A 25886-nucleotide genomic window follows, 5' to 3' on the forward strand; every position below is an offset into this window, starting at 1 on the left:
TTGACGTTTGGCGATAGTTACGGAACCCGTTAGAAGCATCTATCCTTTTTTTATAATAAGGGGACATTACATTTAATTGAAAGTTTTATAATTAATCCCCTGACTGTTAATATTAGTAACCCATTTTTCTTTATTTCTTCGGGAAAAACACTGTCACGTTCGTTCCAACATTTAATTCACTATTAATAATGATCTCTCCATTATGGGCATCAACCAGTGCTTTTACTATGGAAAGCCCGATTCCTATTCCACCTGTTTTTCTATCCCTCGATTTATCTCCTCGATAAAACCTTTCATATAGATATGGAAGATCCTCTTCACTAATTCCGATCCCCTGATCTCTTACAGTGAACCCGATATAATCAGCCTTTTCAATAACCTTAATCTCAACCTTTTTTTCTGCTGGTGTATATTTCAAGGCATTATTAATAATGTTTGTTAAAATCTGTATAACACGATCATGGTCTGCTCTAAACCAATATTTTTTGTCAGTATTTGCTATGATTAAATTTACATCTTTTTCACGAAAGGCAGATTCAAACTGTACTTTCATAAAAGAAATAATATTAGTAGCTTCGATTTCTGTTTTATGAAGTTTTATTTGCGGATTTTCTGCTGCAAGTAGTTTTTCCAATTCGTTCACAAGTCTTACAAGACGCATTAACTCATCATGACTTTGCTGTAATCTTTGTGAAGTTGGTTCCCAAATTCCGTCCTGATAGGCTTCAATTTGGCTTCTTAATGTTGAAAGTGGTGTTCTTAATTCATGAGCAAGATCAGCTGTAAACTGTGTTCTAAGTTCTTCCTCTTTCGCTAGAGATAAAGCAAGTTGGTTAAAAGACGTTCCAAGTGGTTTTAATTCTTCAGTCAATTCTTCAACAGGGATTCTTGTTTGCCATTTATGTGTCTGCAAATCATCAACAGATTTTGAAAGCTTACTAAAACCAGATGATAATCGTTTTGAAATTAACATACTAAAAATAAATGAGAGGATCAGTATCATAATCGCTACCAAAAATATATTTTGTTTGATTGTGCGAAGAAAGGAAAAATCCTCTCCAAGAAGATTGTTCGGATAATATACCTTCACTTGACCTATAAACTTTTTTTCAATAGTCAAATCATAAGTATGAGATTGATAGTCGCTCATTATATTTTCAGGTTCCCCACTCATACTTTCCATCATTCCAAACATCATGGTTGAATCTGCAACCAGCTTCCCATTTTCATTATAAATTTTATAAAACAATTTTTCCGTCATTGCTTGTTCATGCATTAACCCTAATATTTGGTTACTAATAAGATTTTTCGATTCTTTATATTCCCGCTTTGCATCTTCTTTAATCAGGCTTATATTTTTTTCTCTATTCTCTTGTAAATAATTAGTAAAATGATCCTCAAATCCCCACAGAATAGATACACTAGTAAGTAAGATTCCACAAAATGAAACTACTAGAAAATAAAATAAAATTCTAGAGCGCAACGTCTTCCGCATGTGGTTTTCCTCCAAATTTATATCCCATACCAAACACGGTCAAAATATATTCAGGGTGTCGAGTATCCGTTTCAATTTTTTTACGTAAATTTTTTATGTGGGTATCTATGCTTCTTTCATATCCTTCAAAATATACTCCATCTTCTTGACACTTTTCTAATAAATCTAAACGGCTATACACACGACCCGGAAAATTAGCCATTGTCAATAGAAGTTTATACTCTATAGGAGTTAACGATACCAACTGTCCCCTAATTTCAACTTCCTTTTTAAGAGGGTCAATCCTTAAATTTTCCTCATTAAATACAAATTGCTTTGAATGATTCATTTTTTTTACTCTTCTTAATATTGCTTTGGCTCTCACTACTACTTCTCTTGGACTAAATGGTTTAGTCACATAATCATCTGCACCAATCACCATTCCATTGATTAAATCATCCTCCGTTGATTTTGCAGTTAGCATGATGATTGGAACATCACTTTCCTTTCTAATAAGCCGGCAAACTTCTTCTCCTGATATATCCGGTAACATGAGATCTAAAATCATAATATCTGGTTTATTCTCTTTTTCCTTTTTTAAAGCGTCTATTCCATTCGAAGCTGTATGAATCTCCCATCCCTCTTTTTCGAAATAGGCTTTGAGGACTTCTAGAATTCCTTCTTCATCATCAACCATAAGAATTTTTATCATGGATTGATCACCCCTTAAAAGATATTTTATCATCTACAAAAAAGGAAAAAAGAATCTTCATAACTTCCACATAAGTTCCCCATAAATTCTTCATTCAATCACTATATTCTTTAATTAAGAAAGGAGATGCAAACAATGAAGAAAGTGGTAATTGGAATATTAAGCGCAACTTTTATTTTAGGAGCTGGCACTTTTGCTTTTGCTCAAACAAATAACGACGAAAAGGTACCTCAAACTTTTGAGCAAATGAAACCTTATATGGAGAAAATGCATCCTCAATTGTCTGAAAAAGAACAAAAAGACATGTTTAATGCATGTCATGGAAGTAACGATACAAAGCAAAATCAAAATACTAAAAATACAAGTTCAAAAAGTATGATGAGTAATTTATAGCAATGAGGTGGTATTATGATGGGTGGATTTGGATATAGTATGATGGGTTTTGGTTTACTAGCATGGTTATTTAATTTAGTGATAATTGGATTGGTTGTTTATTTCTCAGTAAAACTTGCTTTGAAAAATAATCAAAAGTGACCCATATATTTTTCAAATTTCCTACCTAATTGAAAAGAAAGAGTTAACTCTTTCTTTTCTCTGTTTAAGCATCAATATTTTTATAAATTCTCAGTTTTTTAATTTCCCTTTTTCCATTCCTTGCCGCCATCCTCACTAACTAAAAGGTTGTTCTCAAAGGCAACAACCGCCATTTTATCTGTTTTCTCAGGTTGGATAGAAAACTCCAGGCTGTTGCCAGTAATCCCAGTACAATGACTCCTCACTAGTCTTCATTTCTTTATTTTGGCTCCTAGTTAGACTTTTACTATTTTTTGATATTATAAAAGAAGATAAGATTCACCAAAATATAATTGAAAAAAGCGAAGAACTTGTGGACTTTTTATTGACTTTTATGTCTGAAAATAGGAGATTCAGATTATTTATATTAGTATTTTATAGTTTTATTCTTTGTCAGGGCCCATAGATATTTGTCTAAAAATTGAGCCCATTAACATGATATTTGTATCAATTTTCAGACCGGCACACTCTATATTCTTTATTGTTTCTCTATTGATATTAGCTCCCCAGAGCCTTACAGTTATTGGATTCAATATATCCATTACGACACCAACAACCTTATTCTCACTTCTCATATGTTCAAGCATATAAACTTTGCCTGATGGCTTACATACTCTTTTAAGCTCTTTTAATCCTTTGACAGGATCAGGTACGGAACAGAATACACATGTTGAGATAACTGAATCAAACGAGTGGTCTTCAAAAGGTAATTGCTGTATATCTGCTTCAATTAATTCAATAGGGAATGAATATTTTTCGCTCTGCACTTTATCTTTAGCGTGTTTGAGCATTCCTTGACTGAAATCAACCCCAGTCAAGGAATTAATTTCAGAAGGATAATAAGGAAGATTTGCCCCTGTTCCAATTCCCACTTCGAGTACTTTCCCGGATACCTTTGATAATAAATCTTTTCTCCATTGTTCTTTTATCATTCGATCCATAAGTTCATATATTCCAGATATACGATTATAGCGTCTTTTAATTTTTTCATTTAATAAATTATCCATGTCCATCACATTCCTATCTATATCCAAAAAATAGTATTAAACAGGATCAAAGAGCTTAATCCATTCAGGATTAGCTCTTTTAAATTATAAAATTTAGAATTTCTCAATTTTTATTTAACAGGGGATAATTCACTTTCTGTTACCCACTTATGATTTTTTACTTTCTCTCCATCTTTTCTGAAAAGTAGTATATCCAAAAAGTTTGCAGATTTTGTGCATAATACTTTATTTACCTTAAAAAGCTTAAAAATATTCATTTTAAAATTTATTTCATTTCTCTCTCGAAGCTAATAATAAAAAATGACTTCAGCCAAGGTTTACTGAAGTCACTTTTTATTATTTTGGCTGTTTTCGTATAGATTGTTGCTTTTATAACCGCAGCCTGAATACACTTCGCTTTCCGTGGGCGAGCGATGAGCCTCCTCGTCGCTACGTGCGGGGTCTCACCTTTCTCGCATTCCCACAGGAGTCTACGTGTATTCAGGCTGCTATGTCATTACTTTCTAATTAGTTAGCATAAATAACAACAAATTTTGAGAAAATAGCCATTATTTTTAATTATCCTATAGTCATCATCATTTCATTTTATCGCTCAGGTTGCCATTTTCGGAGGAATAATGTATTTCCTACAACAGATACTGAACTAAAGGCCATTGCACCTCCTGCAAGGATTGGATTTAGCAAGCCAATCGCTGCAACTGGTATAAGTACCACGTTATATGCAAAAGCCCAGAAAAGATTTTGACGAATCTTCCTCATAGTAGCTTTAGATAAACTGATGGTATCTGCTATTCCCATTAAATCTCCTCGCATTAAGGTAATGTCCGCTGCTTCCATTGCCACATCTGTACCGGTTCCAATCGCTATACCTACATCAGCTGCAGCCAGTGCAGGAGCATCATTAATACCATCTCCCACCATTGCAACTATTTTTCCTTCTTGCTTCAATTTTTCAACTTCAGCTGATTTATCCTCCGGAAGTACTTCAGCAAGAACTCGATCTACACCAACCTGATTAGCGATTGCTTCTGCTGTTAAACGATTGTCACCTGTAATCATTATAACTTCAATACCTTGTTTCTTAAGATTCTTAATTGCATCCGCGGATGATTCCTTAACAGTATCCGCAACCGCTATTATTCCTGCAAGCTGCTCATTAACAGCCATTAACATAGCAGTTTTTCCTTCACCTTCAAACTTTTCCATTTGGCTAATAACTGGATTTATTTCGATATTATGATTTAGCATTAACTTTTTATTTCCAATCAGCACTAATAGGTTGTTAATTTCAACTTGGATCCCATGTCCAGGAATTGCATTAAAGTTTTTCACTTCTAGAAGCTGGATTCCCTTATCCTTTGCCCCATTAACAATAGCCTCTCCGAGAGGATGCTCAGAACCTTTCTCAGCAGACGCCGCAAGTTGTAGTAATAGCCCTTCTGAATAATTACCTAAAGGAACGATGTCTGTAACATCCGGTTCACCTTTAGTAATCGTACCTGTTTTATCTAAAACGACAGTGGTTACTCGTTGTGTATTTTGTAGATGTTCTGCTCCTTTAATTAGGATACCATTCTCTGCCCCTTTTCCTGTACCTACCATAACAGCTGTTGGGGTGGCCAATCCTAGTGCACATGGACAAGCGATTACTAAAACGGCAATAGCACTTACTAATCCAGGAGTAAATCCTACAAGATAATAAGTTATCCCGAAAGTAAATAAAGCAATAACTATTACAATTGGAACAAAGACTCCTGAGATCCTATCAGCTAGGTGCTGGATCGGAGCTTTAGATCCTTGGGCTTCTTCGACAAGCTTAATAATTTGGGACAATGCCGTTTCTTTCCCAACCTTTGTTGCTTTGAATGTAAAAGAGCCTTGCTTATTCATTGTTGCCCCAATTACTGTGTCTCCAACCTTTTTCATAACAGGCATACTTTCACCTGTTAACATAGATTCATCCACTGATGTACTTCCTTCGACAATTTCTCCATCAACTGGAATCTTTTCTCCTGCACGTACAAAAATATAATCCCCAGATTGAACTTCTTCAAGTGGGATATCCATTTCAATACCTTCACGAATGACTCGTGCTGTTTTTGCTTGAAGACCCATAAGTTTCTTAATAGCTTCTGATGTTTGACCTTTTGCCCTTGTTTCAAGTAATTTCCCTAAAACAATTAATGTCATAACAATGGCACCAGCCTCAAAATATAAATAATGGCCTGTAGCCAAAATCGTATTGATCAAACTATACAAGTAAGCTGCCGTTGTTCCAAGTACGACAAGGACAGCCATATTAGCACTTCCTCCACGTACTGAATGATACGCATCACGATAATAATGACCACCAACGTAAAATTGGATAGGGGTAGCTAGTATAAATTGAATCCATGGATTCATCATGAAAAATCCGCCATTCCCGTATTCCATCAAAAAGTCAGATACCATCTGAATTAAAAATGGAATTGAAATAATAGCTCCTATCATAAATTTGATTGTTTGAGTTTTATATGCTTTTTCTCGAGCACTTCGTTCATAGTCTCCATCTGCTTCTCCCAATACTTTAGCATCGTACCCTGCCTTTTTTACAGCAGCAATTAGTTGTTCGACATTTGTCGCTCCAGGAATAAATTCTATACTTGCTTTTTCCGTCGCTAAATTTACCGATGCACTTGTTACACCCTTAACTTTATTAAGTCCTTTCTCAATGCGAGTTGCACATGCCGCACATGTCATTCCAAAAATATTAAGCTTAATTTTTTCTTCCTGAACCCCATATCCCGTTTTTTTTACTTTAGAAATGATATCTTCTACAGATGCTTCAGAGGGATTAAATACTACAGATGCTTTTTCCGTCGCAAGATTCACATTTGCTTTTTGAATGCCAGGAACCTTAGATATATTTTTTTCAATACGAGTTGCACAAGCTGCACATGTCATACCAGTGATATTCAAAGTTACGTTTTCACTTGGAACTACGTTAGAATATGATTGACCTTCCATTTTTTATTCACTCCTTTCCTAGGCTAACATGAAACAGTTTAAGAATAATGTCGAAAATATTGATCACGGTTGTTAGCTAAATAAAGTAAATTGGGATTTCTTAGTTTTCATACCCATACGGGGTATATGAGTTAGAAAAAGAAATCGTGCTATTAAAAGCACGATTTTATTATTTTACTTCATAGCCCTGATCATCAATAGTTTCTTTAATCTTTTCTAGAGTTACTTCATTAGAATTATATTCAACATCGACTGTCCCCTTTTCAAGGTATACTTTTACATTGGAGACACCACTTAGTTCTCCTACACTACCTTCAATAGATTTTACACAATGTCCACAAGACATTCCTTGTACATTAAGAGTTACTTTTTCCATTCCAATCAACTCCATTTGATTTATTTTTTCATTAATTTATGAATTGTCACAAGTACTTCATCTAAAACTTCCATGTCACCCTCTTGAATTCTTTCTACTACACAGTTTTTCATGTGACCTTCAAGAAGAATTTTTGCAACACTATTCAATGCTGATTGTGTAGCTGAAATCTGTGTTATAACATCATCACAATAAGTATCTTTCTCAATTAATCCTTTTATGCCCCGAATTTGACCTTCAATTCGGTTTAACCTGGTTATTAGGTTTTGTTTCACTTTATCTGAGTGATGACTCTTCCGTTCACTCTGTATAGAACAATGAGTATCTTCCATTGACGGATATTCATCAAATTCGGATGCCATTTTATATCCCTCCTTTTCTTCATGATACTATACCCCCCTATAGTATGTAAATGGTTATTTTTCCTGTTTTTTTAATACCAATTTGAGATTAAAGATTTCCTGATGTTTCTAAATTGTCATTTTACAACCATTTTTCCTGTTTTCAATTTTTAATATGTTCAAAAAGGCCAATTCTTATATTTACTTGGCTCCATATTAAACTTTTCAATACAATTTGGAGAGCAAAAGTAATACTCAGTCCCATTGTACTCCACCCTTAAGAAATTTTTTCCTTCTAGTGTCATTCCACATACTGGATCTGTGTTCTTTTTATTGAACATCATATTCTCCTCCTAAAGATATCTATTGTTAATATTCTATAGACAATTGCTTAACGTTACCTGAAAAAAGTTGAGAATAACTTAACTTCTATAAACTCATTAGACTCCAATTTTTAAATTATTTTTGGCGGAATCCTACTTACTCATCAACCTTATCCTTGTACCAAATAATAAATAACTAATGAAACAACCATTAATGCAACCACCATCGCGGCGGTTTTGATGTAATCGTTCTTATTTAAATTATTCTTACTAATATTTTTATATCTTTTTCTATATATAATTAAGATTATTCCAATGACAATCCCAATCACACTCATAACATGACTTACACTAAAGGGACCAAAAACCATTGGGTTAAGTCTAGTAAACTCTACAATTCCACGGATTACCATAAATCCTATGAGATAATGTATAAACACTTGACCTGAGTAAGAAGGCCTTTTTAATCTTAGCCAGAGATACCCAAATAACAAATAATCTAACAAAAATTCATAAGCTTGAGCAGGATGAAGATATTCTCCATTCACTTCCATTCCCCATGGTAAAGTATTTGAAATCGGCCCTCCAAATACATCGCAACCTATCCTACTTATTCCTTGAGCAATGATTAGTGAGGGTGCTACAATATCCAGTACTTCCCAGATAGGAATCTTGTAATGTTTCAAAAACAAATATCCAACAAGTAATCCTCCTAAAATCCCTCCATGAATAGATAGCCCACCTTCATGAATAAAAAAGATTTTCATTGGATTTGAAAAGTAATAAGCTGGGTCATATATTAATATATAAATAATTCGAGCTCCAATTACTCCACCTATTAAAGAATAAATTGCGCCATCAACCAATAATTTATGATCTAAGCCTCTTTGTTTGGCTTCTCTATTAAAAAGATAGAGCCCCACTGCTGCACCTATTGCAATCATTAATCCAAAAAAATAAATCGTTAGTGGTCCGATACTAAATATGGGTTTCATCTATTTTCCTCATTTCCTTTAAACATATAATTTGTTTTTCTTTCACCCCTTACTGGCTATGTCCTTATCATAAGAATAAATAGTGCATTTTCTATCAAGAAAAATTGAATGGAATTCAACTTTTCTAATAAAACTTATCCCACCTTATCAATAATCATAAATATTAATAAAGAGTAGATTATTAAATTAATAACTTCACCCATTTTCATTATTAATTTCCACGAACAAATCTTGTGAATGGAATAAATAAAAATGGTTAAACCAATTACTCCAACAATAAGCACAGCAAATTTCATGAAGACCCCCTTAAAATAAACTACAATTTCCAGTAAGTATAGACATTTTACTAATCATTTTTGGAGATTCAGTGCAGAAATCAGATTTTGCTTAATTCAAATTATGACATTATTTCGATTTTAATATTTCACAAAATCTGTTATCCCCTACACAGAATAATAACTGTTGTTGTTTCCTCAAATTTATGTTCTGCAATGTTTCTTGATATTTTCTATGTATATTAGACTACATAAAGTGTTAGTCAAAAGGAGATGTTTAAGGATTGAATAAATTATTACTGATCGGGAAGGAAAGAAAGATCACAAAGTTTTTTTCCTTCTTGAACACTCAGCCCTTTATCTGTTTTATGGCACAGACACAACATGAGGCTCTTTCTTTTATAAAAAAAGAATCCATAAATCTTATTATTATCTTTGAGACTTCCCCAACCTTTTCTTTTAAACCTACTCTTGACAAAATAAGAGACTTATCAAAAATACCTATTATTGTTATTTTAGAAAGTAAAGAAAAAACGGATTTAATTACCATATTAAATAATGGGGCAGATGGTTGTTTAATAGAGCCTGTGAACAATGATGAATTATTGGCGAGGATAAGATCTCTTCTAAGACGAACAAACGTTTTTAATCATAGTGTTGTCCGTTTTAAGGATTTAGTTTGGAATAAAAAGTCATTTGAATTAAAATACCTTGAACATCATGTCTCTCTTGCACCAAAAGAATTTATAGTCCTTGGATACTTTCTAAATTACCCAAATAAAACTATTACTCACCAAGAACTAGTTACTGCAGTCTGGGGAACAAAGGTTGCTATAAGTCAACGAACAGTTCATTCCTATATAAGGAATATAAGAGATAGCTTGAGGGAAGTCGGGTTTCCGATTGAATCTTATCTTATAACCGTCTTTGGGATTGGTTATCGATGGGATACTCATGGTAAAAAGAGTGAAGAATTGTTTGGTGAAGAAAATGCAATATTATAAAAAACCATTTAAATCCGGACAAATCACCATTCCTAAAAGAATTCAAACCTATCTTGACTTTAGCGAAGGGGAATATCTCTTTATTTATGTATTTAAAAATAGGATTGAAGTCGTTAAACAACATCACAATAAAACTTTAAATCAATGTGTTTTTGGACATGGAAAAATTTCTATCCCTATAGAGCTTCGGAGACTATTGGGAATTACTACAACAACATTATTAAAATTACAGATTAATAGAAACCAAGACAAACTTATCATCACAATTATGAATCAAGATCAGATATTAAAATAAAATAATATTTTCATAATAATTCATAATAAAATCCTTAGTTTCTGCAAACATTTTCTATATTATATGTCTATAGCATACTTCATTTCCCTTTAATATCTTTAATTGGAAAGAGCCAGATGGCATCTTTCCTTTTTTTTTATTAAATTTAATGCACAAAATCTGCATATTCTCCTTTTAAAATAAAGAAATGATCTTTTAATAAAGGGGGATTAAGTCAATGAAAAGTAGTGTTAATTTACTAATCCATGAGTATCGTTCTGATATGGAATCAGTTTATCAAACTTGGTTTATTAATAACACTGAGAGATTAAAGGCTTTTCGTTCTATTCGAAATGGTGTCAAACAAGTAGTAGAGGATATTGAAAAAGGCACATTTGGAAATGATTTTAAAGGTTCTTCACTAGAGGTAGTAGTTACGGTGATCGCTGAGCAAAAACAAGTTTTTGAAGGAGCAGCTCATGCATTTTACTGGAAACCCAAATTACGGATTCCCGATATTTATGAAAATGAAGAAAATAAAAAATATTTTGCTAGATTCCTTAAAAACTGTCTTCAGTATACGAATGAAAAACAACTCATTGAAGAAATATTAAGGCTAAACGAGAAAAAGATAAAAGGACTTGGACCAGCTGTAGCAAACATTTTGTACTTCCTACACCCCACTATTTTTCCTCCTTTCAATACAGCAATAGTAAATGGTTTTAACGCCCTTTTTAATGAAAAAATAAAACTTGGATCCTGGACAGAATATTTACGTATGCGTGATAGAATTTTGGACTTTAATATAAAATACAGTTCATTTCTTTCAAAAGACCTAGGAGCGATTGGAGGATTACTCTTTGAAATTGGAAGTGGGCGACTAGTAATTAATGAAAACCATGAATTAGTATTGAAGCAAATAGAAAAACGAGAAAAAACCAATCGCATAAGGCATTCAGAAGTTATTAATGACATAATCGAAAACAATGACCATTCTGAAATGCAATATCATTTATTAAAAGTAGGTCTTTCACTTGGTTATCGTGTTTGGGTAGCAAAGAATGATCACAACAGGGAATGGAATAATCAAAAACTTAACGATTTCCCACTTCATCAGCCAAAAATTTTCGATATCCCACAACAAGTGAAAGATACCATCTTATTAATTGATGTTCTTTGGATAGATCAAGATGATCAGATAATATGTGCCTTTGAAGTTGAGAAAAGCACTTCAATTTATTCCGGAATCTTAAGACTCTACGATCTTGCTCTTTCAATGAATAATCAAAATAGCAAGTTTTATTTGGTTGCTCCAAATAGACGAGAAAAAGAAATTAAAGCCCAACTACAAAGACCTTCCTTTCAGCATGAACAAATGTGTAGTATTTCTTATATATTATTTTCAGATCTTCGATGTAATTGTGATGCCATGTGTAAATTTGGATCAAATGCAAGTATCCTTGAAAAAATTTCTTTTACTATTTAGAATTTATAATTTAAATTATGAATCAGAATGATATAGAAAATGGAAAGTAAAAGCCGTTATCTTTGATAACGGCTTTACATATTATGATTCCTTTTTTATCATATTTGAGAGTGCATCTACTTCACTTCGTAATTTTTGGTTTTCTAATTCTAGATTTGATATCTTTATATTCAATTCATGAGAAGCGTGTGAGTCATGGGCTTGTTGCCCACTATCATGTCCACCGTGTCCACCATGTCCATGTCCCTTCATCATGAAAATCATCATTAGCGGACAAATTAACACTAACAAATAAGATAACCATTCCATTGATATCACTCCTTACTTTTTTTATATCATACAAAGAAAGAATGGAGTTTTTATGGAGATTTTAAAATTCTTTGCCTTACTTTTTATTTCATGATACTAATGCCGTTTGGAGTTTCGCCAACCTTTATTGTGTCAATTACTTTTATAGATTTCGTATCTATAACGGAAACTGTATTTTCAAACATATTGGTGACATAAAGGCGCTTCCCATTAGAACTTGTAACCACTCCATGTGATCCGCTACCAGTTTCGATCGTAGCAATTGCCGTATTTGATTTTAAATCTACCACGGTAACTGAATGAGAAGAGGCTTCTTCCGTACCCTGATTCGCTACATAAGCATACCTAAACTATGTATACTAATATTCTTTTTCATTTTATAACTCCTCACTTTAGAATTTTCCATAAAAAATATTCTGTTCCTTACCAATTTGACCAGATTATTTATCTCCTTTCAAACCCCACACTAAATACCATTATTAAGAAATCCTATAGTTAAATATAAGTAATTTAAGTGTAGAATTTGTTGATAAATAAAAAATAGATTAGATGCTATTTCATAATTTAAAAGCACTCTACTTATTTGTTTATCAAATATACAACTTTTTTATAGCGTTTGTGATATTTGACCTTGTAATTTTAATTTTTATATAAAAATCCTTAATTTCTGCAAAATTTTTTTCTAAAATCAAATTTGATTAAATAAAGGGGGTAAACAAATGAAAATTAAATTAACTTTTTTATTGGCTGCTATCATTTTAGTTCTTGCAGCCTGTTCTTCGGACAAAAGCGATAGTGCAAAAAAAGAAAAAACTGTAGCAACTGAGAATAACCAACAAGTAAAAGGTGTAAAAACAACTAAAGTTGAAACATTGACAGGAAATGAATTTACACTTGTTGCAAAAGAAGCAACTCTTCAATTAAATAATAAAGTGACAGTGAATGCATGGACTTTTAATGGTTCTGTTCCGGGATCTCAAATTCGTGTTAAACAAGGTGAAAAAGTAAAGATTCATGTTAAGAATAAGTTGCCGGATCCAATTTCCATTCACTGGCATGGACTTCCTGTTCCAAATACAATGGATGGAATACCGGGTGTCACACAGAATGCGATACAACCTGGTGAAACCTTCACTTATGAGTTTACTGCAACCGTGCCGGGTACCTATATGTACCATACGCACCAAGAAGCTGTGACCCAGCTTGATAAAGGGCTATACGGATCGTTTATTGTTGAACCAAAAGAAAAGACATATGATCGGGATTATACCCTTATGTTAGATGAATGGATGAGCAATCCAGATAGTATGTCTATGAGTAATATGGAAGGCATGGATCATAGCAATATGGAAGGTATGGACCACAGTTCAAATTCAAATGACCAAGATAGCAGTAATAGCAACAGCATGGGCCATAACATGAACAATTATGATGTCTTTACGATTAATGGAAAAAGTGGAGATTTGACCGAACCACTTAAAGTAAAAGAAGGAGAAAGGGTTCGTATTCGATTAGCCAATATTGGGTACTTATCTCACAACATCCACCTTCATGGCCATAAATTTCAAGTCGTTGCCATAGATGGGCAGGACTTAAATCAGCCTAAGGAAATCAAGGATCAGTTGATTTCAATTGCGCCAGGCGAACGATATGATATAGAGTTTACTGCAAACAATCCAGGCGAATGGTATCTCGAATGTCATGGTGATATGAAAGGTTCAGACGGAATGAAAACAAAGATTCAATATGAAGGTTCTAGTGATTCAAAGGATACATCTAATCAAGATAAAAGCCTACCAATATTTAGTTATATGAATTATGGAGGTACAAAGAACGGGGAGTTCACATTAAATCAGAATTATGACGTTGAATATACCATGGATCTGAATGGAAACAATACGGATAATATTTGGACTATAAATGGGAAATCCTTTCCTAATACCAAAAGCATCAATGTGAAAAAAGGAGATTTAGTAAAGGTCAAGTTAATCAATAACTCACCTGCTGGAGTGAATCATCCAATGCATTTACATGGGCATTCCTTTCAAGTATTAAGTAAAAATGGAAACCCAGTAAAAGGGTCTCCTATCGTGAAAGATACGATTAATTTAGAACCGGGAGATGAATACGTGGTTGCCTTTAAAGCTGATAATCCTGGTAACTGGCTTTTCCATTGCCATGATTTACACCACGCAACAGCAGGAATGATAGACGTTATTAAATATGATGGATACAAGCCTAGCTTTACTCCAGATTCAAATGCGAAAAACAAACCTGAGTAACTACCTATTTATAAAAAAGGGCTGTCCGAAAAGTAGTTTTTTAATCTTAAAATGTTAAATAATAAAACCCAAGAATACTGTTATTTCAGCATTCTTGGGTTTTTAGTTTGGGAAAAAATTTATCCTACCTGAACTATTTAGACAGCCCCCATTTATATTAAAAAAATGATTCAATATTATATATTCGCTTTGGCAAAACTAATTTCATGAGGAGTTTTTCCAAGTTTCACCTTTTTTATCACCTTAAAACTATCATCATCAATCACTGTGAGATCATTTGAATCTTTATTTGTTACGTATAGTTTTTTAGTATCCGGCACATATGAAACATGATTTGCCGTTTTGCCTGTAGTTACCTTTTGAGCGACATCATAGGTTTCTAAATCCATCTTAATAAGATCATTGGAACCACGATTTGAAGCATATAGAAACTTTCCATCGGGAGAAAGGGCTAAACCATGCGTTCCTTTCCCTACATTAATAGTTTTGATTTCTTTTTGTTTGAGAATATCGACAACAGATACTGTTCCATCTGTCACATTAGCCACATATAAATACTTATCATCTTTTGAAGGTTCAACTTCATTTGGAACAGTTCCGACTGGTATAGTTGCTATAATCTCCATCTTATTTGTATCTAATAAAGAAATTTCATTAGATAATATATTGGCGACATATGCTAGACTTCCATCCTTACTAAAATCAATATGTGAGGGGCTTTTCGAATTAGTCCTGATTTCTTTTATTATTTTTTGTTTCTTTGTGTCTACTATACTTATATAATTATATTGGTCTCCTTCTTTAAAGTCTCCACTTGCAAGATATAGATATTTTCCATCGGGTGTCATGTCTATACCATGAAGATTTTTCCCCGTTTTAATTTTATCTAACGTCTTTCCCGAATCTGCGTCTATTACGAATAACTCACCTTTAGAGTAATTACCTACATATATTTGCTTTCCATCCCTACTTGCTTCTATTCCATCAGATAGTTGGCTATCTACTTTAATTGTATTAATTACTTGATCTTTTTCAGTATCAATCACTGATATTGTACCTTCGTCAGCATTCGGAATATAAGCTAGCATTGTTTTTTTGGTAGAGATATATATGATGATTACAATTAGAAAAATACCAATCAATATAATACCAAACTTTTTCATAATGATATTTACTCCTCTCCATTTTCTAATTGAGTTATCCCTATCAAGTCCTTTTTCTCCCAAGTAAACAATCTGGTTGGAATGTTTTCAATATTTTTTAATTCCAAGTTAATATCATCTTCATCGATATTCCCTTTCCACATTAAGTACCCAGACATATGATGAGAATCCTTATTTGTGTATTTCCATTCGAAAGTGCCTGCCCTATTAATAGTTGTTCCAAATGACAATTGAGCTTGATCTCTAATATCATATTGAAGTAAATCACCAGAATGGGTATTCATAACAATTTCAAAAGTAAGGAGATTTGTATTGCTTTTCTCAGGAAGGAGAGTTGCTTGTATAGCGACTGATCCCTGTGAATCCACCCTTGTTAATGTTGACTCATTTTCTACCGTATTTTCTTTATTCACTTCTCCTTTATTTTCTACTTGTTCAGCCATGGTTTTAGTTGTTGAGCTTTTAGGAACTGATAGTTGTTCTATATAAAACCAACCAATAAATATAACAATAATAATTGCCCCTATACCCATAACATATTTTTTCTTATCCATTTAGCTCCCTCCATTTTTATTTTTCTATATTGATATAATCCCAAAAATATATGCAGATTTAGATGAGAAATGATAAAAGATAAAAGCACAATAATTTTTAAATGAAGGGAGTATAAAAAATACTTATTAATACCTAATAACTCGATGAAAGATGATGAAACTCAGATTGATTTTAACCTTATTTAAGATTTCAAAAAAAAACAGATACACGCATTATCTGTATCTGTTTAAATATTAAATATAGAATTTTCTATTACAATTTAATTTAGAATTTATTTAGTTATTATAAAAGGCTAAAATATTAATTCATTAGTTAACCGGATTCTCTACTATAACCTTTGTTGAGATAAGATTGACTGTATTTGCAATTGTATCCCCCACCGGGCAATGATTTTCAATATATTCAGTATATGCCTTTATCTTTTCCTCAGAAGCATTTGTTTCAATGTGGAAAGTATATCTTATTGTAGAAAAGCCTGGCCGAACATCTGATTTACCATAGAAACCATCCAGATCTATATCTCCTTCTAATTCAATCCAAAAATTTTGTAGATCTATGCCGAATTTTTTTGCATAAGTTTTAGCTACTATTGATTGACAAGCACCAAGCGCAGAAAGAAGAAGTTCTACAGGATTCATCCCCTTATCCGTACCTCCAATGCTAACCGGCTCATCCACAATAACCTTGTGTCCCCTTGTCTCTGCTTCTACAAGAACCTGATCCTTTAAAAATGTTGTTGCTTTAAATGTTGTTAATGCCATAAAAATCTCCCCTTTAAATTTAATAACTATAATACTGTGAAGGATAAAAACTAGCTACTATAAATCAAAGTATTTATATATGAATTATAAGGATAATATTAGCACAAATTTCTAAATAATCAAATAATTTTAGTTAGACCCTCACTATTAGTTGGAAAACACAAAGCATAAAAGCAGAAATAAAAAGGTCCGACCCTATTCAATTCCAGGTTCAGACCTCAAAGTTTTCTGTATATAAGGCATTCAACTTTTTCTCTGGCATGCAATGAGATTTAATAAAGCCTATTTTTTGAACTACTCACCACTTAACAACCTTACGGTCTGTTTGAAGCGGGAGATTCCTACGAACACCAAAGTATCCTTTAGTTATCTTAATAGGCGATCCCCGCAGTCCCTGCGGTTAGAAGTCTTATCGCTTCATTTTTTAGATTTTGCCCTGCGTTAATATCCCTTTGATGATGTGTGCCACAAGTAGGACATTCCCATTCACGCAATGTGAGATTTTTAACGTCTTTGTTTTGATAGCCACAACAGGAACAAAGCTGACTGGAAGGGAAGTTTTTCGCCACCGTTACGACTTGTTTTCCATACCATTTTGCTTTGTACTCCATTATGCTTTTGAATTGTGACCATGATACTTCACTAATGGCTTTGGCAAGCTTGTGATTTTTTAACATATTGCTTACTGACAAATATTTCATACCGATGATATCGTGTTTTTTGATGATCTCGGTAGAAATTTTGTGTAAGTAATCATTTCTTGCTTGAGTCATTTTTTCGTGAATACGAGCCATTTTCTTTTTGGCTTTGTACCAATTAGCCCCGCCTAATGTTCGTCGACTCATAATTCTTTGTGCTTTAGCCAATTTTTCTTCTAGCGTACGAAAGAATTTTGGATTATCGTAGGTCGTACCGTCAGAAAGTATGGCAAAGTATTTAAGACCAACATCTATCCCAATCACTGAATGGGTTTTCGGTAGTTCTGTGATTTCGACTTCTGTTCCTATTGAGATGAAGTATTTACCTGATGGGTTACGTCTAATCGTGGTATTTAGAATACGTCCTTCGACTTCTCGACTTTTGGCAAAACGGATAAGACCGAGTTTGGGCAGTTTAATGGAATGGTTTATGACCGCAATATTTCCATTCGTAAACTTGGTGGAATAAGACTGAAGAGGATTCTTTTTTGATTTAAAGCGTGGATATTTATTCTGCTTTCGATAATATCTGTTGTAAGAATCAGCTAAGCTTTCAACAGACTTCTGCAAGGCAATACTGTCCACTTCTTTCAAAAAGGGATAATTCTCTTTTAATTTTGGAATGGCTTTGACTGTTTCGTTTTTACTTAGGCATTTACCCTTCCAGTTATTTGCTGGGAGCTGGCCGTTTTGAACCATTTCTTCAACCATGTACCAATAGGCATCTTTGTTTTTCTGTTCTCCCAAAAAGAAGTTAAACACAAACCTAGAGCAACCTATTGTTTTATTGATCAGTTCTATTTGCTTTTTATTAGGATAGATACGAAACTTAAACGCTTTATTAACCAACACTGTATTTCACCTCCATTGAACGAACGTTTGTTCCAATTATATCACAGGAGGAAGATTTTGGCTATTGCCAACCGACATTCATCTCCCACCTACTTACTGGGCAGCAGCCCTTCACGTTCCTTGAGGTGGGAGTCTTCTGTCGGAAAAGGATAAAAATTCTTGCAAAACAAAGACCTTTCTATAACAAATACTGTAGTGCGATTGGCTTTTCTATAAAATTATGTGATTCTTTTTCCAAAGTAAGGAATTTTTCTAACAAAATATGTGACAATAAAGCTTATGATAAAAATAATTACAGTAATTATTGGAACAGAGAATATCTGATTAAATAACAAATTATCAATTCCAAATCTCATTAAAATTGTTCGTATCATATCATGTACTAAATACATTCCAAAGCTATATGAAGATAATATTGATATGACCTTCAAGCTTCTTTCACTAAACTGTATTTTCTGTAAAAATTCTTTACCAAATAAGAACACTGCCACCGACGTGAAAAAGACATTTGCTCTTAAATAATAATATAAAAAAGTATCAGGAGATCCATTTTCTAAGGATAGGATTCTCGTACCGATCATCGTAACAAATAATCCAAGGATTCCAAGAGTATAAAATAAATTCTTTATTTTTCTACTCAGGTTATAATTAGCTAAATAATAACCCATAACAAAATAAATGGTATAGCCTAATACTAAACTCACATTGAATTTTATAAAGAAAGGCGCAACAAAATTCAATGGTTCAAAACGATTTAATGTCGGCAATAAACTTGTAAAAATAAAGCTAAAGAGTAAAAAATACTCAATATCCTTTTTCATTGCACTTTTCATAAAAATTCTTAAGACAGGAGTGATGATGTATAAACCTATAATCATATATAAAAACCACAAATGATATTGGGTCTTTCCTTGAAAAATAATCTTGACGGTATCTATAAGAAGATATCTATCAATTGTATGTCCCAACAATCCCTTATAAATCTGATAAATAAATCCCCAGGCAAGTAATGCCAATACTACACGAAAAATACTTTTTGTATATAGTTTTTTCAGAGTCAAAGGCTTATTTATATTTAAAAAGAATATCCCACTTAACATGGCAAACATCGGCACAACCCACCTTGCCAACGAGTCATAAATATTCAGTATATTCCACTCATATGTAGTCGGATCTAAATGAGAATAATTAGTTGCACTAACATGAATGAGCATAACGAAAAATGTTGCAAGTACTCGTAATAAATCTATATAAATAATTCGATTTTCTAACTTCACCTGGTCATATTTACTCTTTGTCATTTTTGTTTGAAATGTTGATAATGCCAATAACAATCTCCCCTTTTATGGTCGCAAATAATAATATTACAGTCCCAATAAACCAATTAATCAACTATAATCTCTCCTTCTTTTATTAAAGCAACCAAAGTATGAACAAATAATGATTTCAATCTATCCTAAAGCTGTGCAAAATTTAACCAGATTTTATTGCAACTTTTCAACAAAAAAACTAAAGGAGATTGTAGTACTCAAAAAAACGACTATACCCTTTAGTTTAAAAAAAGAGAAATATTGAATTTTGCAATAAAAAGGGAACCAATATGGCTCCCTTTTAATTTATTGAACAAATAGCATTCTTCACATGTTTATTAAACTCTATGACTCATAGGAAGTGAGAAAAGATAGATGTTAACAACAGCTAATACAAACATGAGTGCATAATATGGCAGCATAGCTTTAAATGGGGATTTCTTACCCATTTTATAAACTACAAATGTCGTACCAAACCACCCAATTAGGATTATTAAATACTGTATTAATTGAACGGTTGAAGTTGAAGCAAGCCCCAAACTTACAGGATTTGAATCCACCCCAAATAAGGCAATAGAATTGAACCAAATAGCCTTGCCTTCTGTGAAGATATGAAATAGATTATGGCCAAGGTGACCAGCAAGATCTAATGGGATAATTGCATAACCAAAACGAGTAAAGTTCTTTTTCACTGTACCTTCCATTCCAAAGAATGATGCTAACTTTGCTGTACCCAATAATAACAGGATTGGAATCGCCATCGCAATAATAAAGGCCAGTGTAAAATTAACATTATAATTAGAGGTACCTGTAACTGTTCCAATTGCATTTAATATTTTTTGCCATGGTTCTAGCATCGTAATATTTTGAACGAAAACAATCCCCATAATAACTGCTGCAAGAGAAGCATGCTCAATTTTTGGATTTTTTAAGCCCCATAATTCTTTGGTTGGTACTCTTGTTGTAATTTTTACTGAATTATTCGGACAGTTTTTCACACAGTTTCCGCAAACATTACATTCTGCACTTGACTCCATTGTTCTGGGAAACTGAAACATTGGACATCCTTCCACTTTCTCAGTTCCTTTATAGCAAGATTGTACTTTACAAGTTCTACAAATTTCAGGTGTAGCTTTCACTTGAACAGCACCAGATCTTGAGTAATTCCCTGCCAAGCCACCTAAAAAACAGAGTGTTTTACAAAATGTTCTTCTTTCATAAAAAACAGAAGTTGCCACAACCATTGTGACTAACAAAAGTAATAAGTATCCTGAACCACGAGGTGATTCAACAATTCCCCATACATGATCGCTATACGTTATCGCAATAAAAAATAAATCAATAAGCCAAATGCCATACTTTCTTAAGAATTTCGGCATAGGTCGATTCGCTCCAATTGTTTTTCGAACGATGTCACTCAATTTGCCAAATGGACAAATCGCGCACCAAAAACGACCTGCAACCAAAAAGAGAATAGGAATAATGGGCCACCATAATACCCAGGTCATCGTGGTACCAAAGTTTTTACTTGGATTTACCTTTCCCATAACTAATTCAAAAACAATGATAGAAAACACAAAAATGACAATCCATTGAAATATTCCAGGATACCATCTACTTTTTACAAATTTTTTAATTATAGGTATAGATAAAAGATCAAAAGGTTCCTTCTCTGTATTCAAATTTTTCTCAGGCATCGCCATATCTATATCCCCTTCCTTCGAATCCATTTATTCCATACACCTATCAAAATAAAAGATAGATTAACTGCTCCATAAGTTCCTAACACTTTATAATTTGGCGGAGTTTCCTTGACTGGTTCATGATGATCTCCATGAACATCAGTATTCTCCTTATGTTCAGAATGCTCCCCAGACTTGAAATGATCCATATTTTGGTCCATGTCCATGTCCATATCCATTTCCATATTCGAATCATGTGAATGCCCTTCATCCGCAAAAGCTTTTATATTAAAAGAAAAAATTAAGGCTATAACGAATAAAGAAAATAACAGTTTCTTCACTTTTCCACCTCCTGAAATTTAGCGATAGTTATATAAAGAATTTAGAAGGAAAGTTTGAAGAAACTATGCATTTTTATTGGACAAAATATGGCGTTTAATCTCAGAGTTTACTTTGTTCATAAATTTGTGAAAAAATAATTATTATCCTGAATTATTCACATATTCCTCGAAATAAGCTAATAATGCCTATTTAATAAGCTTTTTAGTTAATCGTTTTACTGAAACCCAAATTCAGTTATAAAGGAAATATTACACATAACAGGTCGACACGATTATAGCGACTAGAACAAGAGATTTTTTCTGTTCATCAAACATTCACTATTAAGTAATTAACATAATATTTAAAAAATAAAAAAAATTAGGACTATAATATTGCTATAGATTAAATATAATCGGATACCAGAACAACAAAAGGTTTGAGAGTTAGGGGAGAGTATTATGAAAATAATATCTATAATTAGTAGCTTTCGTAAAAATGGAAATACGGCAAGATTAGTCAGATGTCTTGAAGAAGAGCTTACCCTAATTTCGAAGAAGGAGAACGTTTTGGTAGAACATGAGATACTTTTTATAGGACATATAGATCTTCAGCTCTACCGTGGCTGTCGCATTTGCTTCAATAAGGGTCAGGAATTATGTCCACTAAGAGATAAAGTACTTGATATCAGAAAAAATACAACATGCGGATGGAATCATACTTGGGAGTCCAGTTTATGTTGAGGACAATAATGGTATTATGAAAAATTGATTGACAGAATGGCTTTTAACAATCATCGCCCTGCTTTTGCGGGAAGGACAGCCATTATCGTCACAACTTCTGGTATAGGCTCTTCCAATCATGCACTAAAAACAATGAATATTGCTTTACACGTATGGGGATTTCATATGGCAGGCAAGGAGAAATTTCGCACAGGTGATTGGATGGAAGTTGAGGGAATGAAAAGACGTTATAGTCCCAGAATAAAAAATATTGTTGAAAAACTATTTTATGCAATCGTCAATCAAACAGCTAAAAACCCTTCATTTTACAAAAATATTGGCAAAAGACAAAGAGAAAGCAGGGCTCATTGATTATAGGTATTGGAAAAGTAGGGGCTGGCTCGAACCCCACTGCCAGTATTATTTAGGGCATAGGGCAAATTTTATGAGGGTTAAGTGTATGCACGTTTTGCAGGGAGTATTATAGCAAAATTTTTTGTATGAGAAATATGTTTGAAGATAAAAAACAAAAACGGCACGGAAACTTTATATATTTCCATGCCGTAATAGCTGTTTTTGCCAATTCTAATCCATCATTTATTATCGGATCTATTATTTCGATTCTATTATTGCTCAATAATACCATTCATAAATTCTAGCAATCCATCTTCGACTTCATCCCTAATATCTTGATAGTTATGGATTTCGTGTCTATATCCTGAATAAACTTTTGTTTTTACTTTATGCCCTGTTTCTGCTAACCAATTCGATACTGCATAAACACCTTCGCCATACTGCCCAACTGGGTCCTGATCTCCAGCAATGTTGTAAACCGGAATGGCTGCTGGCACTTTTTCTGCCCACTGCGTCCCAACAATCATTTCCATCATCATAGCAAAATAGTACAATGAACGGATATTAGGCGGTGATGTAAAGTTATTGAATGGATCGTTTGCATGGTCTGCAACCACGTCAGGGTCACCAGAAATCCAATCATTTGCCGTAGAAGGATTTTCAATGCGATCTGTCATCCATCCCATAAACTCCCCTAACCAAGTTGGATCAATCTCCTCCCCCTTACCTTCGTCAATAAGCTTTTTCAAGATAGGCAAAATTTTCCCTGCTGTTGGAAAGACACCTGAAGTTCCGCATAAAAGCAAACCGTCCATTCCTTCTCCATAAGCAGCGGCATAACATCTAGCAATCATGGAACCCATACTATGACCAAACATGAAGTAAGGTAGATCAGGGTATTTTTCCTGAACAATTTTCCGAAGTGTATGTTCATCTTCTGCCATTGTCATATACCCTTTATCACCCCAATCACTCCAGTTCCCTGAATCATAGGCTGTCTTTCCATGTCCCACATGATCATCTGCTGCAACCACAAAACCAGCATCATTCAGCTTCAATATCATGTGCAGATATCGACGCGAATGTTCACCAAAACCATGTACAAGCTGAACAATTCCACGTGGTCTACGAATCGGGGAGTATATCCAAGCCTTAATTGTATCCTTTTGATTAAATGATTCGAAACTTAATTCTTGAAATGACAAAATCAATCTCCTCCTTCTTGTTTAGTTTTTATCATAAATTTTACGGTAACACCCTTTTGAAATTACTTATTTAAGAAAACACAAAAAAGAGACACACTAAATAAATCTTTAAAAAGGAATTTAGTGTCTCTCCGCCTTCACCTCACAAGTTATTAACCCATAATTTAGTATAATCGTAATGTGTAAGCGTTGTCAATTAGAATTAATTTTTAAAAACGTATTGATTCTTCACCATTTTTTATGAAAGAAGCACCAAAATAGGAGAACCCTTTTTAGTTCCTGGTAAAAGGATATGCCATACCCATAGTTATATTTAGGTAAGCATCATATAGGCCACACCTATAATTTAGATGGGGCCTATTTGACGCTTACCACTTATATATTACTCCGATTCTTTATAAAATCTTAATAAATCCTTAATTCTATCTACTGTAAACTCACCTTGTGTTGTTATTTCAATATTATACCCTTCGGTTTGGCCTTTAATTGTAAACTTTCACTTTATTTCAGATTGTGATTTTCAAGATAAATCAGTATCCAGTTTCGTATAAACTTAATAGCACGGCTTTACATGGAGCGGTGGGCATCGTTCGACAAGTTCTACTATATAGTTCTTTCATTAAATGAGGGTACTTCATTCCCCATCCTTCTTTTTCTAAATGGTAGCTTATTGCCGAAAAGAATGAATGTACAAAATCTGATGTACCAAGTTGATACAAAAAAATTGACCCTAAACCTCTTTGTCATATTTCCCTAAACTCTAAAACATTGCCAAATAAAAATTATGATGTTTTATCAGCTATACTTTCCCGTATCACAATATCTATCTCTACTTCTTCGGCGTCATCGAACGCATGAGATAACAAGTCAAAGTAAGTAATTCCTCTAGATGTAGCAAAATACGTAGCTAAATCTGTCACTTGTGGTGGAAGTTCTTGACCATCCCATGGAGGTCCTTTTTCTAAATTTTCAATATCCCACACTACTTCTTCGGGTTGCTTTTTTTTGTAATATGCTTTGAATTTCCTTACCGCTCCCATAAACCTTATCGACCTCCGAATTTATCTGGGATAAAAGTTTATTGTCATCGATCACATTATAAGGTACAGGTTTTGAAACAGCTTGAACCCCAGCCAGTGCCAGCTCTGGATTATTATAAATATTCGGAATATATTTAGCAGACTTCGCCGCCAAATTACCCAGTTTAGAAATATTTCCAGCATTAAGACCACCTGCAAAAGCAGGTTGTAAACGTGGTGCAGTAATTTGGTTATTTTTGTGAAATTTGTACCTTTAGCAAGTTTAGAAAAAATCCCTCTGGAAACTAATGATATGGAGATTTATCCAGAAGCTGAATCAACTGGAGATATGGATCAACAAATATTAGAGTCTATCTTTAAGAATGCAAGAGAAAAGTATGGTAAATAAGAAGAAGAACTATATATAGGGCTTACATTGATTACCTCCTTCGTTTAAACAACAAGTGGTTTATTCGACACTCCACCACTAAAAAGGGGCTTGTCAACTAAAGTGTGTAAGTTATTCTAAGTACTTTAACACACGATCTTTAAGATGGTCATGAAGGAGTAGTTGATTCATCACCATAGCCCATTGTTGAATATGGCCACCATTCCATTTGTTTTCTAATTCTTTTATCCGCAAATATAAAACTTTTAATAGGGCATTCTCATGGGGGAATGCTCCTTTTTTTGTGACTTTCCTAAAGCTTGAATGAATGCTTTCAACGGCATTGGTGGTATACATGATTTTACGTATGTTACTTCCATAATCGTATAGTTGTTCCACATGAGAAAAGTTTCGTTTCCACA

Annotated in this window: 29 protein-coding genes and 2 pseudogenes; 8 read left to right on the plus strand and 23 right to left on the minus strand. The window is 33.4% G+C overall.

The features are described 5' to 3' along the window. Positions 1–130 precede the first annotated feature (130 nt). Both ACE38V_RS22075 and ACE38V_RS22080 read right to left on the minus strand, forming a co-directional pair. The gene (locus ACE38V_RS22075) at positions 131–1495 is read right to left on the minus strand and encodes a sensor histidine kinase (protein WP_375844786.1); all 1365 of its coding nucleotides are present in this window, start codon (positions 1493–1495) and stop codon (positions 131–133) included. Beyond that, a complete protein-coding gene (locus tag ACE38V_RS22080) occupies positions 1473–2186 on the minus strand; it encodes a response regulator (protein WP_375844788.1) in 714 nt (237 codons plus the stop codon). The genes ACE38V_RS22075 and ACE38V_RS22080 overlap by 23 nt, the downstream gene beginning before the upstream one ends. A 135-nt stretch (positions 2187–2321) precedes the next feature. Between ACE38V_RS22080 and ACE38V_RS22085 the strand changes: the two genes are divergently transcribed. Beyond that, on the plus strand, positions 2322–2579 hold the full coding sequence (locus tag ACE38V_RS22085; RefSeq protein ID WP_375844790.1) for a hypothetical protein: 258 nt from the start codon (positions 2322–2324) through the stop codon (positions 2577–2579). Positions 2580–2597: 18 nt separating this feature from the next. Further along, positions 2598–2720 carry a hypothetical protein gene (locus tag ACE38V_RS22090; RefSeq protein WP_375844792.1) on the plus strand — a complete coding sequence of 41 codons (123 nt, stop codon included), beginning with the start codon at positions 2598–2600 and terminating at the stop codon, positions 2718–2720. A 98-nt stretch (positions 2721–2818) separates the two neighbouring features. Here the strand turns inward: ACE38V_RS22090 and ACE38V_RS22095 are convergent, their stop codons facing one another. The 8 genes from ACE38V_RS22095 to ACE38V_RS22130 form a co-directional block, all read right to left on the minus strand. Beyond that, positions 2819–2965, minus strand: a complete 147-nt coding sequence (locus tag ACE38V_RS22095) for a hypothetical protein (RefSeq protein ID WP_375844793.1) — start codon at positions 2963–2965, stop codon at positions 2819–2821. A gap of 177 nt (positions 2966–3142) precedes the next feature. Next, entirely contained in the window at positions 3143–3766 is a 624-nt protein-coding gene (locus tag ACE38V_RS22100) for a class I SAM-dependent methyltransferase (protein WP_375844795.1), read from the minus strand. Between the two features lie 585 nt (positions 3767–4351). Continuing rightward, a complete protein-coding gene (locus ACE38V_RS22105) occupies positions 4352–6772 on the minus strand; it encodes a heavy metal translocating P-type ATPase (protein WP_375844796.1) in 2421 nt (806 codons plus the stop codon). Positions 6773–6941: 169 nt separating this feature from the next. Then, entirely contained in the window at positions 6942–7148 is a 207-nt protein-coding gene (gene copZ / locus ACE38V_RS22110; protein WP_375844798.1) for a copper chaperone CopZ, read from the minus strand. A 20-nt stretch (positions 7149–7168) separates the two neighbouring features. Next, positions 7169–7510 carry a metal-sensitive transcriptional regulator gene (locus ACE38V_RS22115; protein WP_375844799.1) on the minus strand — a complete coding sequence of 114 codons (342 nt, stop codon included), beginning with the start codon at positions 7508–7510 and terminating at the stop codon, positions 7169–7171. Positions 7511–7668: 158 nt separating this feature from the next. Next, positions 7669–7833: a YHS domain-containing protein gene (locus ACE38V_RS22120; RefSeq protein ID WP_375844801.1), complete on the minus strand. Its 165-nt coding sequence runs from the start codon at positions 7831–7833 to the stop codon at positions 7669–7671. A gap of 149 nt (positions 7834–7982) precedes the next feature. After that, positions 7983–8807: a prolipoprotein diacylglyceryl transferase gene (gene lgt / locus ACE38V_RS22125; RefSeq protein ID WP_375844803.1), complete on the minus strand. Its 825-nt coding sequence runs from the start codon at positions 8805–8807 to the stop codon at positions 7983–7985. 134 nt (positions 8808–8941) lie between these two features. Beyond that, positions 8942–9103: a hypothetical protein gene (locus ACE38V_RS22130; protein ID WP_375844805.1), complete on the minus strand. Its 162-nt coding sequence runs from the start codon at positions 9101–9103 to the stop codon at positions 8942–8944. Positions 9104–9366: 263 nt separating this feature from the next. Between ACE38V_RS22130 and ACE38V_RS22135 the strand changes: the two genes are divergently transcribed. The 3 genes from ACE38V_RS22135 to ACE38V_RS22145 all read left to right on the plus strand — a co-directional run bounded on the left by ACE38V_RS22135 (position 9367) and on the right by ACE38V_RS22145 (position 11846). Then, positions 9367–10086 carry a response regulator transcription factor gene (locus tag ACE38V_RS22135; protein ID WP_375844807.1) on the plus strand — a complete coding sequence of 240 codons (720 nt, stop codon included), beginning with the start codon at positions 9367–9369 and terminating at the stop codon, positions 10084–10086. Continuing rightward, positions 10073–10381, plus strand: coding sequence for an AbrB/MazE/SpoVT family DNA-binding domain-containing protein (locus tag ACE38V_RS22140; RefSeq protein WP_375844809.1), 309 nt, complete (start codon positions 10073–10075; stop codon positions 10379–10381). Before ACE38V_RS22135 ends, ACE38V_RS22140 begins: the two co-directional genes overlap by 14 nt. 217 nt (positions 10382–10598) lie before the next feature. Further along, positions 10599–11846: a hypothetical protein gene (locus ACE38V_RS22145; RefSeq protein WP_375844811.1), complete on the plus strand. Its 1248-nt coding sequence runs from the start codon at positions 10599–10601 to the stop codon at positions 11844–11846. 81 nt (positions 11847–11927) lie between these two features. Here the strand turns inward: ACE38V_RS22145 and ACE38V_RS22150 are convergent, their stop codons facing one another. Both ACE38V_RS22150 and ACE38V_RS22155 read right to left on the minus strand, forming a co-directional pair. After that, entirely contained in the window at positions 11928–12155 is a 228-nt protein-coding gene (locus tag ACE38V_RS22150) for a DUF2933 domain-containing protein (RefSeq protein ID WP_375844813.1), read from the minus strand. Between the two features lie 83 nt (positions 12156–12238). After that, a pseudogene (locus ACE38V_RS22155) lies at positions 12239–12502 on the minus strand (YncE family protein); the annotation flags it as partial. Between the two features lie 372 nt (positions 12503–12874). Between ACE38V_RS22155 and ACE38V_RS22160 the strand changes: the two are divergent. Beyond that, positions 12875–14437, plus strand: coding sequence for a multicopper oxidase family protein (locus ACE38V_RS22160; protein WP_375844815.1), 1563 nt, complete (start codon positions 12875–12877; stop codon positions 14435–14437). Positions 14438–14613: 176 nt separating this feature from the next. Here the strand turns inward: ACE38V_RS22160 and ACE38V_RS22165 are convergent, their stop codons facing one another. From ACE38V_RS22165 to ACE38V_RS22195, 7 genes are all read right to left on the minus strand, one after another. After that, a complete protein-coding gene (locus tag ACE38V_RS22165) occupies positions 14614–15600 on the minus strand; it encodes a YVTN family beta-propeller repeat protein (RefSeq protein WP_375844817.1) in 987 nt (328 codons plus the stop codon). Between the two features lie 8 nt (positions 15601–15608). Then, entirely contained in the window at positions 15609–16154 is a 546-nt protein-coding gene (locus ACE38V_RS22170; RefSeq protein WP_375844819.1) for a hypothetical protein, read from the minus strand. A 309-nt stretch (positions 16155–16463) separates the two neighbouring features. Next, positions 16464–16916, minus strand: a complete 453-nt coding sequence (locus tag ACE38V_RS22175; RefSeq protein WP_375844820.1) for an OsmC family protein — start codon at positions 16914–16916, stop codon at positions 16464–16466. A gap of 371 nt (positions 16917–17287) precedes the next feature. Continuing rightward, positions 17288–18466 carry an IS200/IS605 family element RNA-guided endonuclease TnpB gene (gene tnpB, locus ACE38V_RS22180; protein WP_375844822.1) on the minus strand — a complete coding sequence of 393 codons (1179 nt, stop codon included), beginning with the start codon at positions 18464–18466 and terminating at the stop codon, positions 17288–17290. A gap of 218 nt (positions 18467–18684) precedes the next feature. Then, on the minus strand, positions 18685–19794 hold the full coding sequence (locus ACE38V_RS22185; protein ID WP_375844824.1) for an acyltransferase: 1110 nt from the start codon (positions 19792–19794) through the stop codon (positions 18685–18687). A 320-nt stretch (positions 19795–20114) separates the two neighbouring features. After that, entirely contained in the window at positions 20115–21506 is a 1392-nt protein-coding gene (locus tag ACE38V_RS22190; RefSeq protein WP_375844826.1) for a 4Fe-4S binding protein, read from the minus strand. Then, a complete protein-coding gene (locus ACE38V_RS22195) occupies positions 21482–21799 on the minus strand; it encodes a hypothetical protein (RefSeq protein WP_375844828.1) in 318 nt (105 codons plus the stop codon). Before ACE38V_RS22195 ends, ACE38V_RS22190 begins: the two co-directional genes overlap by 25 nt. 744 nt (positions 21800–22543) lie before the next feature. Between ACE38V_RS22195 and ACE38V_RS22200 the strand changes: the two genes are divergently transcribed. Then, positions 22544–22870, plus strand: coding sequence for a flavodoxin family protein (locus ACE38V_RS22200; protein ID WP_375844830.1), 327 nt, complete (start codon positions 22544–22546; stop codon positions 22868–22870). A gap of 254 nt (positions 22871–23124) precedes the next feature. Here ACE38V_RS22200 and ACE38V_RS22205 read toward each other — a convergent pair whose 3' ends face one another. The 3 genes and pseudogenes from ACE38V_RS22205 to ACE38V_RS22215 form a co-directional block, all read right to left on the minus strand. Further along, positions 23125–24057 (minus strand): alpha/beta fold hydrolase, encoded by a 933-nt coding sequence (locus ACE38V_RS22205; protein ID WP_375844832.1) that lies wholly within the window; start codon positions 24055–24057, stop codon positions 23125–23127. Between the two features lie 605 nt (positions 24058–24662). After that, positions 24663–24782: pseudogene (locus ACE38V_RS22210) on the minus strand (Imm70 family immunity protein); the annotation flags it as partial. 57 nt (positions 24783–24839) lie between these two features. Further along, complete coding sequence (locus ACE38V_RS22215) at positions 24840–25097, minus strand: Imm70 family immunity protein (protein ID WP_375844834.1); 258 nt, start codon at positions 25095–25097, stop codon at positions 24840–24842. A gap of 226 nt (positions 25098–25323) precedes the next feature. Here ACE38V_RS22215 and ACE38V_RS22220 point away from each other — a divergent pair, with 226 nt between their 5' ends. Next, entirely contained in the window at positions 25324–25485 is a 162-nt protein-coding gene (locus ACE38V_RS22220; protein ID WP_375844835.1) for a hypothetical protein, read from the plus strand. Between the two features lie 111 nt (positions 25486–25596). Here ACE38V_RS22220 and ACE38V_RS22225 read toward each other — a convergent pair. Beyond that, a partial coding sequence (locus ACE38V_RS22225) for a transposase (protein ID WP_375844836.1) occupies positions 25597–25886 on the minus strand: 290 nt, incomplete at its 5' end.

The organism is Cytobacillus sp. Hz8 (assembly GCF_042263505.1).
In the GTDB taxonomy this organism is placed as follows: domain Bacteria; phylum Bacillota; class Bacilli; order Bacillales; family Cytobacillaceae; genus Bacillus_BE.

Coding starts and splice junctions, on each gene's coding strand:
- ACE38V_RS22170 (WP_375844819.1), bottom strand. CDS start 16,154: ATGGATAAGAAAAAATATGTTATGGGTATAGGGGCAATTATTATTGTT.
- ACE38V_RS22190 (WP_375844826.1), bottom strand. CDS start 21,506: ATGGATTCGAAGGAAGGGGATATAGATATGGCGATGCCTGAGAAAAAT.
- ACE38V_RS22105 (WP_375844796.1), bottom strand. CDS start 6,772: ATGGAAGGTCAATCATATTCTAACGTAGTTCCAAGTGAAAACGTAACT.
- lgt (WP_375844803.1), bottom strand. CDS start 8,807: ATGAAACCCATATTTAGTATCGGACCACTAACGATTTATTTTTTTGGA.
- ACE38V_RS22080 (WP_375844788.1), bottom strand. CDS start 2,186: ATGATAAAAATTCTTATGGTTGATGATGAAGAAGGAATTCTAGAAGTC.
- ACE38V_RS22145 (WP_375844811.1), top strand. CDS start 10,599: ATGAAAAGTAGTGTTAATTTACTAATCCATGAGTATCGTTCTGATATG.
- copZ (WP_375844798.1), bottom strand. CDS start 7,148: ATGGAAAAAGTAACTCTTAATGTACAAGGAATGTCTTGTGGACATTGT.
- ACE38V_RS22075 (WP_375844786.1), bottom strand. CDS start 1,495: ATGCGGAAGACGTTGCGCTCTAGAATTTTATTTTATTTTCTAGTAGTT.
- ACE38V_RS22090 (WP_375844792.1), top strand. CDS start 2,598: ATGGGTGGATTTGGATATAGTATGATGGGTTTTGGTTTACTAGCATGG.
- ACE38V_RS22175 (WP_375844820.1), bottom strand. CDS start 16,916: ATGGCATTAACAACATTTAAAGCAACAACATTTTTAAAGGATCAGGTT.
- ACE38V_RS22150 (WP_375844813.1), bottom strand. CDS start 12,155: ATGGAATGGTTATCTTATTTGTTAGTGTTAATTTGTCCGCTAATGATG.
- ACE38V_RS22085 (WP_375844790.1), top strand. CDS start 2,322: ATGAAGAAAGTGGTAATTGGAATATTAAGCGCAACTTTTATTTTAGGA.
- ACE38V_RS22130 (WP_375844805.1), bottom strand. CDS start 9,103: ATGAAATTTGCTGTGCTTATTGTTGGAGTAATTGGTTTAACCATTTTT.
- ACE38V_RS22165 (WP_375844817.1), bottom strand. CDS start 15,600: ATGAAAAAGTTTGGTATTATATTGATTGGTATTTTTCTAATTGTAATC.
- ACE38V_RS22120 (WP_375844801.1), bottom strand. CDS start 7,833: ATGATGTTCAATAAAAAGAACACAGATCCAGTATGTGGAATGACACTA.
- ACE38V_RS22140 (WP_375844809.1), top strand. CDS start 10,073: ATGCAATATTATAAAAAACCATTTAAATCCGGACAAATCACCATTCCT.
- ACE38V_RS22215 (WP_375844834.1), bottom strand. CDS start 25,097: ATGGGAGCGGTAAGGAAATTCAAAGCATATTACAAAAAAAAGCAACCC.
- ACE38V_RS22160 (WP_375844815.1), top strand. CDS start 12,875: ATGAAAATTAAATTAACTTTTTTATTGGCTGCTATCATTTTAGTTCTT.
- ACE38V_RS22115 (WP_375844799.1), bottom strand. CDS start 7,510: ATGGCATCCGAATTTGATGAATATCCGTCAATGGAAGATACTCATTGT.
- ACE38V_RS22100 (WP_375844795.1), bottom strand. CDS start 3,766: ATGGATAATTTATTAAATGAAAAAATTAAAAGACGCTATAATCGTATA.